Raw genomic sequence first — 12,900 nt, forward strand, 5'->3', positions numbered from 1 at the left:
GCGGCAGGCCGGGGGCCCGGCGGCCATACGAGGAGGCGCGGCGGGTGTCCCGCATACGGGTGACACTCACCCGCCTCACTCGTGACCCGGGATCTCACACGCTACGATGATCGAACAAACATTCGAACGGAGGGGCGGGGCACCACGCAACGCGTCGAAGGGGGAGGGAGATGAGAGGCGCGCCATGGACGGGTTTACCCACCTCAACACCACCTCCGGGTTCTCCACCCGCTTCGGCGCCGCCCACCCCGAGCAGCTCGTCCAGCGCGCCGCCGAACGCGGCATGAGTGCGCTGGCCCTGACCGACCGTGACGCCGTCACCGGCGCCGTCCGGTTCGCGCAGGCCGCCCTCGAGCACGGCATCCGGCCGATCTTCGGCATCAACCTCGCCGTCGCCCCGCTCACCCCCGCCCCCGCACAGCGCCGCCGCACCCCGGTCCGCGGCGGCGCCCACGTGATCGAGCCGCCCGTCCGCGTCGTCCTGCTCGCCCAGTCCCGCACCGGCTGGGCACGGCTGTGCCGACTGACCTCCGCCGCCCACACCCGCGGCGACGGCCCGCCCCTGGTTACTTGGGACGACCTGCACCAGCACGCGGGGGAGGGGCTGACCGTGCTGCTCGGCCCCGCATCCGAACCCGGTCGCGCCCTGGCCGCCGGCCGACCCGATCTCGCCGAGCACCTCCTCGCGCCCTGGCGGCAGCTGCCCGGCATCCAGCTGCGCCTGGAAACCTGCTGGCTCGGCTACGCCGGCACCGGGCCCGGCTCACTGCGCCTGGCCGCCCGCACCCTCACCCTCGCCGACCAGCTGGGCATCCCCGCCGTGCTGACCAACGCCGCCCGCTACGCCGACCGAGACCAGCACCGCCTCGCCGACGTCCTGGACGCAGCCCGCCTGCTGCGCCCCATCGACCGCCGCCGCCTCGACTCCGGCGAGCGCTGGCTGAAGGACCCGGCCGCCATGCACGAGATCGCCCGCCGGATCGCCGCGGCCGCCGGCCACAGCGACGACCGCGCGGCCCGCCTGATGGCCGAGACCGCCGTCACGGCCGACGCCTGCGCCCTCGACCCCGCGGGCGACCTCGGCCTGGGCCGCCCCCACTTCCCGGAGCCTGCCGTCGTCGGCGCCCCCGGCGGCCCCACGCACGCAGCGAGACTGCTGCGCGAACGGGCCGAGGCCGGCCTCATCCGCCGCGGCCTCGACCGCGACCCCCGCGCCCGCCAGCGACTTGAGGAAGAGCTCGCCGTCATCCGCACGCTGCAGTACGACAGCTACTTCCTCACCGTCGCCCAGGTCGTCGCCGACGTCCGCGAGCTCGGCATCCGCGTCGCCGCCCGCGGCTCCGGCGCCGGCAGCATGGTCAACCACACGCTCGGCATCGCCACCGTCAACCCGCTCGACTTCCACCTACTCATGGAGCGGTTTTTGTCGGCGCGCCGCGCGAGCCTGCCCGACATCGACATCGACGTCGAATCAGCCCGCCGGCTCGAGGTCTACGACCGCGTCATCGAACGGTTCGGCACCGAACGCGTCGCCGTCACCGGCATGCCGGAGACCTACCGCGCCCGCCACGCCCTGCGCGACACGGGCCTGGCCCTCGGGATCGCCCCGTACGACGTCGACCGGATCGCCAAATCCTTCCCGCACATCCGGGCCGCCGACATCACCGCCGCGCTCGCCGAACTCCCCGAACTGCGCAAGCTCGCCGGCGAGGCCGGCCGCTACCGGCTGCTGTTCGAACTCGCCGAAGGCCTCGATGCCCTCCCCCGCGGCCTGGCCATGCACCCCTGCGGCGTCATCATCTCCGACGCCACCCTCCTGAACCGGCTGCCCGTCCAGCCCACCCCCGGCGGCTACCCCATGGTGCAGATGCCGAAAGAGGGAGTCGAAGATCTCGGACTGATCAAGCTCGACGTGCTCGGCGTACGGATGCAGTCCGCGATGGCCCACGCCGTCACCGAGATCGAACGCGCCACCGGCAAACACGTCGACCTCGACGACCCCCAACAGGTCCCGCTCGACGACCACTTCGCCTTCAAGCTCATCCAGGACGCCCAGACCCTGGGTCTCTATCAGCTCGAGTCGCCCGGCCAGCAAGATCTTTTGTCGAGGCTGCAGCCGCGCAACGTCGCCGACGTCATCGCCGACATCAGCCTCTTTCGCCCCGGCCCGGTCGCCGGCGGCATGCCCGAGCAGTACATCGCCGCCCGCCACGGCGCCGCCCCCACCTACCCACACCCCCACCTCGAGCCCGTACTCGCAGATACGTACGGAGTCGTCATCTGGCACGAACAGATCATCGGAATCCTTGCCACGCTCACCGGCTGCGACCGTGCCCTGGCCGAAGTCGCCCGCCGCGCCCTCGCCGACCCCGACCGGCTGCCCCGCCTGCGCGACTGGTTCCAACAAGCGGCCGCCGCCCGCGGCTACCACGCCGACGTCCTCACCCACGTCTGGAAGATCATCGAAGCCTTCGGGGCATACGGCTTCTGCCGCGCGCACGCCGTCGCCTTCGCCGTCCCCGCCCTGCAGTCCGCCTGGCTCAAAGCCCACTACCCAGCCTTCCTGCTGGCCGGCCTCCTCGAACACGACCCCGGCATGTGGCCCAAACGCGTCCTCATCCAAGACGCCCGCCGCCGCGGCGTCACGGTCCTGCCCGCCGACGTCAACCACTCCAAGACCACCCACACCGTCGAACGCGCCCCCGACGGCACCTGGGCCGTCCGCCTCGCCCTCTCCACCATCCGCGGCATCCACACCGACGAGGCCGAACGCATCGTCGCCGGCCAGCCCTACGCCTCGCTGTCCGACCTGTGGCAGCGCGCCCGCCCCAACCGGCCCACGGCCGAACGCCTCGCCCAGGCCGGCGTCCTCGACAGCCTGCGCGGCACCCTCACCCGCCGCGACCTGCTGCTGCAGATCACCGAACTGCACCACCAGTACCGCGGCCGCCCTCTCGGCGACGGGCAACTCCCCATGGCCCTCGACGACCACCACACCAGCGCCCCCTCCGGCCTGCCGGAGATGACCAGCCGCGAAGCCCTCAACGCGGAACTGCACATCCTCGGCGCCGACGTCAGCCGCCACCTGATGGACCACCACCATCAGCTGCTGCGCGAACTCGGCGCCACCGACGCCGCCCACCTGAAGCGACTGCACCCCGGCCAGCAGGTCCTCGTCGCCGGCGTTCGCGCATCCACCCAGACCCCGCCCATCCGCTCCGGGAAACGGATCATCTTCGTCACCCTCGAAGACGGCTCCGGCCTGGTCGACCTGGCCTTCTTCGAAGACTCCCACGAGGCGTGCGCGCACACGATCTTCCACAGCGGACTGCTCCTCGTCCGCGGCAACGTCCAGCGCCGCGGCGAACGCAACACCGTCACCGGCTCGATGGTCTGGGACCTCGAGCAACTCGCCACCGCCCGCCGCGACCACGGACCCGAAGCCGTCCAGCGTCTCCTCGGCGCCGGCGCCGATGCCCCCCCGGCCCCGCGCACCGAACCGCACCGCACCCTCACCCACGAAACCGGCGCGACCATGCACCCCTGGGCCGACCTCCAGCCCCCAGGGCAGCGCGCCGCCGACCTCACCAAACTCGGCCACATCAGCCAGGGTTCTCCAGATCTTTAGATGTCTCACGAGACAGCGGGCGCATCTCCGACTGAGCTCGATGACGAGCGGGGTCACCGTCGTGGCGTAAGAGATACGACGGTCGCCCACTGGCTTGAGATCTGCTCACGGAGCGCCGCGTTCTCGGCGTACAGGGCGGCGATGACGGTTGCTGCGGCGTCGACCTGATCCTGGAGATGGTCGCGGTCTGTCCGGGCTTTGCGGAGGTGCTGGCGTAGTGCGGTGATGGTCTCGGCGTGCTTGCGGTCTTGGGCACGGGCTGGACTGTGCCCGATGCGGTTGTCCCAGTCGGCCAGCACGTTCGTGGCGCGGTTCATGGTGGCGCGGCTGACGCCGGCTTCCCGCCAGAGGTTGTTCTTGGTGAGTTTGCCGTCGGTGCGGGCTGGGCGGCCGGCGAAGAGCCGTTCCATGGCGTCGCGCAGAGCGCGTTCTGTGCGGGGTGAGACGTTCGGACGCTCGGCTGAGGTCATGAGGTGGTCCTTCGCAGGACGTGATCGACTTCGTTGAGTTGCTCGGTCAGTTGCTTGCGGCGATTGGCCGGGAGCTTGGGGGTGGCTAGCAGATTCTGGATGGAGGCTCGCTCGGCGGTCCAGATCGGCAGGTGCGCGGGGGCGATGATGCTGCGGGCGCAGCGGGCGGGTTGGCACCGGTCGATGAGAGGGCCTTGATGGCCTTGGGGGACGACGGCGTCCTCGAGGCATTTGGCGCCGACGGGGTTGGCTTCGTCCATCGTGCAGTGGTTGAGCTTGCCGAAGCGCACGGTGAGGTGGACTTGGCGGAGGAGGCCGTACTCGACCCGGAGATCTCCGCGCTGGGCTTTCTGGTTGGCGCGGAGGTGTTCGGCCTGGGTTCGTACGGTGGCGAAGGCGCCGCGGAGCCGGTCAGCGCCCGGGCCGTAGCCGATGTTCTCGCCTCGTCTGTCGGCGTCGAAGAGTTCCTTGAGCTGCTCGAAGCGGCGCTCGCTGATGGCGGTGGTGAGGTGGCTGGCCCAGGCGGGGGATGGTTCGGTGTAGCCCTGGGTGGTGGTGTTGGCGAGCGCGCGCGTTGCGGCGTGTTTGAGCTGCATTCCGACGGCGATCTCCGATCCGGGGAAGTCCCGGGTGAGCATGGCCATGGTGCGTCGGAACATGTGAGGGCTCAGCTTCTGCTCGGGAATGGCCGGCAGACCGGTGATGTCCCGGTGGCGATTGACGTGCTGAAGGAAGCTCGTGATCGCCTGGCAGCTGTCCAGGTGGGCGATGGGCGACTTGGCCTGTACCGAGGCGAAGGCGAGCGTGTCGTGTACGGAGAGCTCGGCGGCCGTCTGGATGGCCTGGGCGACCGGTTCGATGATCCACCAGTGCTTGACGGGGAGGTTGGGGGTGAGTTTGTGCAGGGTCGACTTCACTGCCGGGCTGCCGTAGTGCTCGACGACCGAGTCCCTGAGGATTTCCCGGACCTCGCTGTCCCGCATCATCGATAGCGCGGTGACGAACACCAGAGCCGCATTGCGCAGCGCTGTGAACTCGATCCAAAGGCGCTGCGGATAGAGGCTCATGCACCAGGGCCCCGCGGTGCCGTCCGGCCGGTCGACCTGGGTGAGGTCGCAGAGCAGACCACTCTGCGTACGCCCCTCGGCGGCCAGTTCCTCGACACGCGCGCGCAGTTGGCGTCCGTGCGGTGCGGTTGCGGCGAAGACGGTGGTGGGCTGCGCGACGCCGATCACCGCCGCCAGCACGGACCAGTTCACGGTCGTGGTGGCGTTCTTGTTCCGCGTCATGTCGTTCGCCAGCCACACCGGAATGCGGTGGGAGGGGTCGGCCAGCCACTTCTCGCACAGCTGGCGTGCCTCGGGTAGAGGGACGGGACGGGCGGTTGCTTGAAGGTCCCGCCAGTAGGCGCGGGCCCGCAGGATGTCGGGCCCGAAGGTGTCGATGTATGTCCAGGCAGAGTGGATGAGGGGAAACCAGGTCTGCGGCGGGATGACGGGCGTTCGTAGCGGCCTGTTGCGCGACAGCTCGAGTACCTGGGCACCGGTTTGTCCCGGCCACGGGTCCGCGGTGAGCCCGCCGTGAGTGAGCGCGGGCGCCAGTCGGTGCAGCAGCTTGATGGTCAGGATGTGGGGCCGGACCGCGGTCAGGTCAAGGTGTTCGCGGCGGTCGGTGAGGTAGCGGTGGAAGTCGGCTGTTGACCAGTGGCCGAAGTCCTGGGGCAGGCCTTCGCCGGCTCCGAACGTAGCCAGTGCGCGCAGGATGCCGACGTGCCGCTGTACCGTGCCGACTTTGCGTGGCCGAGGCTGCAGATGGAGCCCTCGGGCCAGGATCTTGGGATGGCGTGGGTTGAACTCGATCATTGCCAGCTCGCGGGCGAGAAGGTTCTGCACCTCGGTGAGCTGCATGAGCGTCAGACGCCATTGCCCGGGCACGAGCCGGGCAGGGCGGCGCAGTACGTCGTTGAAGTCCCAGGTCTGCGTCTCCCCGAACAAGGGTGGACGTGCCCTGGGCAGTAACGGCAGGGACTGCAGGACTGGTTCGTCGTCCGCGAAGACGCTGGGGCGGCCGGATGGGGCCAGCTGGCCGCTCATACGTCGAACTCCGCCTGTGAGGAGATGGGGAGTTGCAGCGTCAGGCCCTCGTCGGCGATGCGCTGGCGGGCCCGGGAGATCTCGGCGCCGGTACGCAGGCCGAGAACTTCGGTGAGGTTGGCCTGGCTCTGTCCCCACAGGGCGTGAAAGTGGCGCGGGGCGAGCCGGTGACGCAGCTGTTCCAGATGGGCGGCGAACAGCAGAAGTTGAGGAAGGTTGGACGGCAGGATGAACGCATTGCGGCATTCCAGGCAGCGGGTCGGGGCGACCGGGCACATCTGCCCCGGGCGCCCGAACGGGGACGTGAAGGGGTCGCGGCAACTGGAGACGCCCATGTCGAGTTCACCGGCTCGCAGCTGCTCGATGTCCTGCGCCGATAGCCCCAGTGCCGCTTCGGCTTCCGGATCCTGGAGGGACTGTTCTTGGTCGAGGACGACCGGGCCCGCGAGGGCCTTGGACAGCCAGTGCTGCTGGGCCGTGGTGATGACCTGGCCTGCGATGACGCGCAGCGTGGTGCCGTGGGCGTAGCTGCGGCGGAATGTCTCCTCGGTGTGGTCGTCGGCGATGTCGCTGATGCGGCCCTTGAAGGTCAGGGCCTTCTCGACCTTGCCGGACTTCCGCAGCCGGCGGATGTCCGCCGGCCCGTCGATGCGGACGTTGTGGATGTTCAGCCAGTCGGTGAGCCGCAGTCCCGAGCCGGTCCCGCGGAAGGACTGCACGGTCATCGTGTGGTGGCTGACCGCGGCGCGCAGGAAGAGCGGGACCGGCGTGGTGGCGGAGCGTTCGGCTAGCGGACGGGCCAGGGCCAGCAGGGAACGGGTCAGCTCGGCGACATCCAGGCGGGGGTTGCTGGGATGCAGCACCCGGTCTTCCTACTGAGCCGGTGTGCTGTACGCGCTACGGCGTGTGGTCCGAGCTCGCTGCTTCGTAAAGTCGATCAGCACACTGCGGGGGCCGTACTCGATGTCATCCTCGTGCAGTGCCACGACTTCCTCCGACGTACGGCCGGTTGCTGCCATCAGCAGGATCCGATAGCTGTGCAGGTCGAGGTTGTGCGGGTAGAGCATGCCGACCAGGTGCCGCAGCAGGCAGTTGACAGTGTGCTGCGGCAGGGTGCCGGGCGGGAGGAGCTCGCGCAGCGGCGCCGACCATTGCGCAGGGGGTGGGAGGCGCTCCGCGATGTCCTCACAGGTCCACACCCCGTGAGCCAGGGCCCACAGCAGGTTGGCCGGCTCCGCCCACCCGTCGACCCGCGGGTCGCGCCCCACGGCCGCGAGAGCCCGACCCTTCTTGATCCTCTCCTCGGTCGCACGCCGGGCCGCCCAAGCTGCCTGGACGATCTGCTTCTTGTCGGCCCGGCTGAACTCGTCGACTTCGACGCACTGCCCCTTGCTCACGCCGAGCGCACCCTTCACCCAGCCATGCAGGTGTCCGGCCACCGGGCGGCCCGGGTGGGCGATACGACGGGCGATCAATTGCCGAAGCCGGCTGGCGAGCCAGGCCGGGCTGGGCGAACCTGCTCGGTAGGCAGCCGGCAGCAGCCGGATCCACTCCGTGACCGCATGGTGCAGATCGGGTTCGACCGCCGCCAACGAGGCCTCTGCGGCTCTGGGCTCCGCCGAGTCCAGGTACGTGCAGAAGGCGCTGATGGCCTTGCGGAACCCGCGGCATGCTCCCGTCGACAGCACGGCAGCCGCCATCAACTCCACCCACTCATCCGCGAGTTCAGCGGCCAGCTGCGAGCACGCATATCCGCTCGGGTCGAAGGTCACGGTGACCGGGCGCCGCCCTGTGTCCAGCGACACTGCCTGGCGCACGCCGATCCGCGGCGCCGTGCTCAGCGATGCTGCCCTAGCCGGAGGCGGAAAGCCTCCTCGGTACTCACCTCTGCGGGGCACCCGGTTCCTCCAGGTTCAACAGATGACGGGCGATGGCGATGTACGAGGCCCCACCGGCCGCGTCCCAGTTCCGGAATGCGTCGTCGACCTCCCGCATCGGATCCTTGAGATAGCGGATGTAGCGGTAGGTCGTGCCGGGATGGGCGTGACCGAGGCGGCGCTGTACGACCAGCAGCGGGTTGCCGACCATGTGGTCCAGCAACGTCGCCATCGGAAGCTTTCGGGCCTTGATGTCCTCAAGGGCCTCACGCGTGAGGTAGATGAGAAGGCGCAGGGCGAACGTGTGCCGCAGATCGTGATAGCACCAGCAGTGCCGCGGAAGGACCGGGGCCTCCCGGTCGCTCGACCACTGCTGCATCCGTTCCCAGGCCCGCCAGCGCACCCGGTCCCAGCCGGAGAACGACAACATCGCCCCGCCCTGCCCGAGGAACACCGCGAGCGGATCCAGACCGTCCCCGGTCTCCAGTACGGCGATGCGCCGCAGCTCAGGATCCATGTCCTTGATCACGCGGGTGACCGTGCACCCGTCCAGGACCCCGCGGATCCTCGTGCTGTCCGCGTCCAGGCGCTGGATGACGAACAGTTCCCGGCTGCGACGGCGCAGCACGCGCTGCGCCTTGGCCACGATCCGGGGGCGCTCGAGCAGCAGGTAGGGGTCCAACAAGGCCATCGCGCCGAGGGGAACGTACGCCGAGCGCGGGCGCTGATACTTGGCGCAGGCAGCCAGATCAACGTCCGCAGTGGTGGGCTTCGGCCCGCCGGCAAGGCCGAGTTCGGGCAGCAGCAGGGTGGACCACTCCTGAAGGCGCATGCCCGTCAGCAGCGCCAGCTCGCACGCGGCACGGTTGCGGTGCGGCCACCATCCACGGAACGTGCCGTCCAGGCTGGCGTCCGGCCGCAGCCCCCCGAATCCGACGTCACGGCAGAACAGGTACTGCTCGAGTTCCATGTGGCGCACACGCAGGTCACGGCTGACACCGCTGCCCAGCGAGGCCGTACGGCCGGTGGGGCGCCACGGCCGCCCAGGGACCTGACCACGCTGGACCAGGTAATCGTAGAGCTGGCCGAGTGCCGCCGAATCACGATCCCAAGCGGCCTGTCCGACCGTCTCCTCGGCTTGCTCCCGCCGCCACAACCGAAACTCCAGCAGGTCCGCCTCGCTCGCCGAGACGAAATCGCGGCTACGGGTGGCCAGGAAGTTGAACAACATCAACGCGGTGTACGCGTAGGCCTTCATCGTCTTCGCATCACGGCCCGCGAGACCCATCGCGCGGAACCAACTGGTCAGCGGTTCGACCGGACGCATCGTGTCATCGAGCAGGATCGGGGTGCCCCGGGGCAGTCGGCGCCGCTCGAAGAGCTCGCTCAGCTCTGCATAGCTCCGCCCCGCGACCGCACCCACCTTCCAGACTCGGCGCTGGTCCACGAAGAACAACCGCACAAGACCCCCGAGAGCAGCCCCAACATCCGACATTCCGTTCAACGGACGAATGGCCGACGAGGAAACTGCCGCAGCAAGGTTCGGGACACGGACGCCGAGTCAGTCGAGCTACCGGTCTGTGGCCAACTACATCCCCGACCGCGACGCGGACGGCATCGACATCTCGTTCGCCACGCAGAACTGGCGGAAGGCCATCCGTCTCGGCGAGGGTGTTCCGCCATCCCCCCCGTCGAAGTGTCGCGCGATCGTCTGGCACGAGCAATTCGTGAACCGGAGTGCGCGCGCCGCGCCCGGTGCCTCAGTCGTGGGTGACGTTCTCGGTGAGCAGGCGGAGCAAGTGCTTCGCGGTGGCGTCCTGCTCGGGGGTCAGACCCATGGCCTCGCCGATGGCCAGCGGGACGGCGCGGGCCTTCTCCTGAAGGTCCGAGCCGGCCGGGGTGAGGCGTACGGCGACGGAGCGTTCGTCCTCGGCGCGTCGTTCGCGGCGAATCAGGCCGCCGGCCTCAAGGCGCTTGAGGAGCGGCGAAAGGGTGCTGGATTCCAGCTGGAGCGCCGTGCCCAGCTCCCGTACGGAGACCGAGCCCTGCTCCCACAACACCAGCATGACGAGGTACTGCGGGTAGGTCAGCCCCAGCTCGTCCAGCAGTGGACGGTAGCGGGTCGTGACCGCCCGCGAGGCCGCGTACAGGGCGAAGCAGAGCTGGTCCTGAAGCAGCAGCGAACCTACTGCGGCGTCGTCGCGCGTGTTCTGGCCCATGAGCGCCGTCCTTACCTCTGATGATCGGCCAGGTACATCCTACCCATTCCAAGCGCCCTCGACTATGTCTTGCTCGATTCAGTTGTGCACGACTGAATCGAGCGCTACGGTGTTCTCGTGACCGCCGAACGGCCGGACACATCCCTCGCCGAGGCCGCCGCCCCGGCATCAGTCCAAGGAGTCCCCATGCCCGAGAACATCACCGGCCCCGAACTGGAACCGGCCGCCGCCGCATTCGCCGAGGCCACCGCCAACCCGCCGTATCTGTTCGACCTCGGTCCGGTCGAGGGCCGCAAGGTGGTCGATGAGGTCCAGTCCGGCGAGATCGCCAAGCCCGAGATCGCCGAGGAGTGGGTGACCGTGCAGGGCGGGCCCACCGGCACCGTCCGGGCGCGCATCGTCCGTCCCGTCGGTGCCGCCGGTCCGCTGCCCGTTGTCCTCTACATCCACGGTGCGGGCTGGGTTTTCGGCAACGCCCACACCCACGACCGCCTGGTGCGCGAACTCGCCGTCGGCGCGAACGCCGCCGTCGTCTTCCCCGAGTACGACCTCTCGCCCGAGGCCCGCTACCCCGTCGCGATCGAGCAGAATTACGCCGTCGCCCGCTGGGTCGTCACCGACGGCGCTTCAAAGGGCCTGGACGCCACCCGGATCGCGGTGGCTGGTGACTCGGTCGGCGGCAACATGTCGGCCGCACTGACCCTGATGGCCAAGGAGCGCGGGGACGTGCCGCTCGTCCAGCAGGTGCTGTTCTACCCCGTCACCGACGCCGCGTTCGACACCGGCTCCTACCACCAGTTCGCGACCGGCTACTTCCTGCGCCGGGACGCCATGCAGTGGTTCTGGGACCAGTACACGACCGACGCGGCCGAGCGCGCCCAGATCACCGCGTCCCCGCTGCGCGCCACGACCGAGCAGCTCACCGGTCTGCCCCCGGCCCTGGTCATCACCGGCGAGGCGGACGTCCTGCGCGACGAGGGCGAGGCGTACGCCAACAAGCTCCGCCAGGCCGGCGTCCCCGTCACGGCCGTCCGCTACCAGGGCGTCATCCACGACTTCGTCATGCTCAACGCCCTGCGCGAGACCCACGCCGCCGAAGCGGCCATCAGCCAGGCCATCGCCACCCTGCGCACCGCACTCGGCACCGGCTGAGCGCGCTCAGCCACATCCGGCGCCCGTAACACCCCCGCACTACACCCGGCCGGACCGCCCGGGTCCCGCCTCCGTCCCCACGTGGCGTGCGTCCTGCGCCACGCACCAGGAGTTCCCCATGCGCACCGCACCTGTCCGAATCAACCGCAAGATCGCCGTCGCCGCAGCAGCCGCCCTCATCGCCGGGGTGACCATCACCGCCCACGCGTCGGCCTCACCCACTGCACCGTCCGCCACCACAACCGTCCCGGTGCTGGAAAAGGACGCCCAGGCGTTCGCCGACGCGGCCGCGAAGAACCCGCCCATCTACACCCTGTCCTACGGCGACGCCCGCAAGGCACTCGACAGCGCACAGGCCGGCCCCGTGGACAAGCTCCCGGCGGACATCAGCCACCGCACCCTCAAGGTGGGACCCACCGGCGAGGTGACCATCCGGATCGTCCGCCCCGCCGGAGTGAGCGGCAAGCTCCCGGCCGTCATGTACTTCCACGGCGGCGGCTGGGTCCTCGGCAACGAGAACACCCACGACCGGCTGGTGCGGCAGATCGCCAACGGCGCCCGCGCTGCGGTCATCTTCGTCGACTACACGCCCTCGCCCGAGGCGCGCTACCCCATCGCCATCGAGCAGGCGTACGCGGCCACCAAGTGGGTCGCCGAGCACGGTGACGAGATCAACGTCGACGGCTCCCGGATCGCCGTCGCCGGCGACAGTGTCGGCGGCAACATGACCGCCGCCGTCACCCTCATGGCCAAGCAGCGCCGCGGCCCTGCCCTGCGCGAGCAGGTGCTCTTCTACCCGGTCACCGATGCCAACTTCAACACGGCCTCCTACCGGGAGTTCGCCGACGGACCCTGGCTGACCCGCAAGGCCATGAAGTGGTTCTGGGACGCCTACGCCCCCAACGCCAAGGACCGCAAGCAGATCCTCGCCTCGCCACTGCGCGCGAGCCTCAACCAGCTCGAAGGCCTGCCCAAGGCCCTGGTCATCACCGACGAGGCCGACGTCCTGCGCGACGAGGGCGAGGCGTACGCCGCCAAGCTCCGCGCCGCCGGCAACGACATCACCACCGTCCGCTACCAGGGCACCATCCACGACTTCGCCATGCTCAACGCCCTCGCCCACACCAACGCCGCCAAGACAGCCGTCGACCAGGCCAACCACTTCCTCTACACCGGCCTTCACAGCGGCTCCTGACCCCCGCTCCAGAGCGGACCGGCTCCGGCAGCGCCGCCGAGCCCGGGCCCGCGGCGGGGAGCGTGAGGACCAGCCCGACCCCCGCCGGCGCACGGGACGGCGCCGCCACGGACGCGGCCTTCGCCCAGCCGCAGCCGGACTGCAGAGCCAGTGGAACGTGGTCCGCAGCCCGCCCGCGGGCCCAAAGACCCAGAGAAGCATCAGAGATGCCGCCGCGCCCTTCCCGGACCCGCTAAGTAGCGGGGCCGGGCAGGGCGCGGCGGCCG

The 12,900-nt window shown here is 69.9% G+C and carries 9 protein-coding genes; 3 read left to right on the top strand and 6 right to left on the bottom strand.

Features of this window, described 5'->3' with window-relative positions:
* Nucleotides 1-184: 184 nt before the first annotated feature.
* Complete coding sequence (locus ACFV7R_RS42950; RefSeq protein ID WP_385274972.1) at nt 185-3,628, top strand: DNA polymerase III subunit alpha; 3,444 nt, start codon at nt 185-187, stop codon at nt 3,626-3,628.
* Nucleotides 3,629-3,681: 53 nt separating this feature from the next.
* Here the strand turns inward: ACFV7R_RS42950 and ACFV7R_RS42955 are convergent, their stop codons facing one another.
* The 6 genes from ACFV7R_RS42955 to ACFV7R_RS42980 form a co-directional block, all read right to left on the bottom strand.
* Complete coding sequence (locus ACFV7R_RS42955; RefSeq protein WP_385274975.1) at nt 3,682-4,098, bottom strand: hypothetical protein; 417 nt, start codon at nt 4,096-4,098, stop codon at nt 3,682-3,684.
* The gene (locus ACFV7R_RS42960; protein WP_385274978.1) at nt 4,095-6,191 is read right to left on the bottom strand and encodes a hypothetical protein; all 2,097 of its coding nucleotides are present in this window, start codon (nt 6,189-6,191) and stop codon (nt 4,095-4,097) included. Before ACFV7R_RS42960 ends, ACFV7R_RS42955 begins: the two co-directional genes overlap by 4 nt.
* Entirely contained in the window at nt 6,188-7,054 is an 867-nt protein-coding gene (locus tag ACFV7R_RS42965; protein WP_385274981.1) for a hypothetical protein, read from the bottom strand. Before ACFV7R_RS42965 ends, ACFV7R_RS42960 begins: the two co-directional genes overlap by 4 nt.
* A 9-nt stretch (nt 7,055-7,063) precedes the next feature.
* On the bottom strand, nt 7,064-8,008 hold the full coding sequence (locus ACFV7R_RS42970) for a hypothetical protein (protein ID WP_385274984.1): 945 nt from the start codon (nt 8,006-8,008) through the stop codon (nt 7,064-7,066).
* Between the two features lie 64 nt (nt 8,009-8,072).
* A complete protein-coding gene (locus ACFV7R_RS42975) occupies nt 8,073-9,515 on the bottom strand; it encodes a hypothetical protein (RefSeq protein WP_385274987.1) in 1,443 nt (480 codons plus the stop codon).
* 313 nt (nt 9,516-9,828) lie between these two features.
* On the bottom strand, nt 9,829-10,287 hold the full coding sequence (locus tag ACFV7R_RS42980) for a MarR family winged helix-turn-helix transcriptional regulator (protein WP_385274990.1): 459 nt from the start codon (nt 10,285-10,287) through the stop codon (nt 9,829-9,831).
* Nucleotides 10,288-10,473: 186 nt separating this feature from the next.
* Here ACFV7R_RS42980 and ACFV7R_RS42985 point away from each other — a divergent pair, with 186 nt between their 5' ends.
* The gene (locus tag ACFV7R_RS42985; protein WP_142270047.1) at nt 10,474-11,439 is read left to right on the top strand and encodes an alpha/beta hydrolase; all 966 of its coding nucleotides are present in this window, start codon (nt 10,474-10,476) and stop codon (nt 11,437-11,439) included.
* 118 nt (nt 11,440-11,557) lie between these two features.
* On the top strand, nt 11,558-12,634 hold the full coding sequence (locus ACFV7R_RS42990; RefSeq protein WP_266638123.1) for an alpha/beta hydrolase: 1,077 nt from the start codon (nt 11,558-11,560) through the stop codon (nt 12,632-12,634).
* The last annotated feature ends 266 nt before the right edge of the window (nt 12,635-12,900 follow it).

It is taken from the genome of Streptomyces sp. NPDC059866 (assembly GCF_042731325.1).
In the GTDB taxonomy this organism is placed as follows: Bacteria; Actinomycetota; Actinomycetes; order Streptomycetales; family Streptomycetaceae; genus Streptomyces; species Streptomyces flavusporus.

What these genes read in the sequence shown, in the direction of transcription:
- ACFV7R_RS42955 (WP_385274975.1), bottom strand. Translation starts at nt 4,098, where the DNA reads ATGACCTCAGCCGAGCGTCCGAACGTCTCACCCCGCACAGAACGCGCT.
- ACFV7R_RS42980 (WP_385274990.1), bottom strand. Translation starts at nt 10,287, where the DNA reads ATGGGCCAGAACACGCGCGACGACGCCGCAGTAGGTTCGCTGCTGCTT.
- ACFV7R_RS42950 (WP_385274972.1), top strand. Translation starts at nt 185, where the DNA reads ATGGACGGGTTTACCCACCTCAACACCACCTCCGGGTTCTCCACCCGC.
- ACFV7R_RS42985 (WP_142270047.1), top strand. Translation starts at nt 10,474, where the DNA reads ATGCCCGAGAACATCACCGGCCCCGAACTGGAACCGGCCGCCGCCGCA.
- ACFV7R_RS42990 (WP_266638123.1), top strand. Translation starts at nt 11,558, where the DNA reads ATGCGCACCGCACCTGTCCGAATCAACCGCAAGATCGCCGTCGCCGCA.
- ACFV7R_RS42960 (WP_385274978.1), bottom strand. Translation starts at nt 6,191, where the DNA reads ATGAGCGGCCAGCTGGCCCCATCCGGCCGCCCCAGCGTCTTCGCGGAC.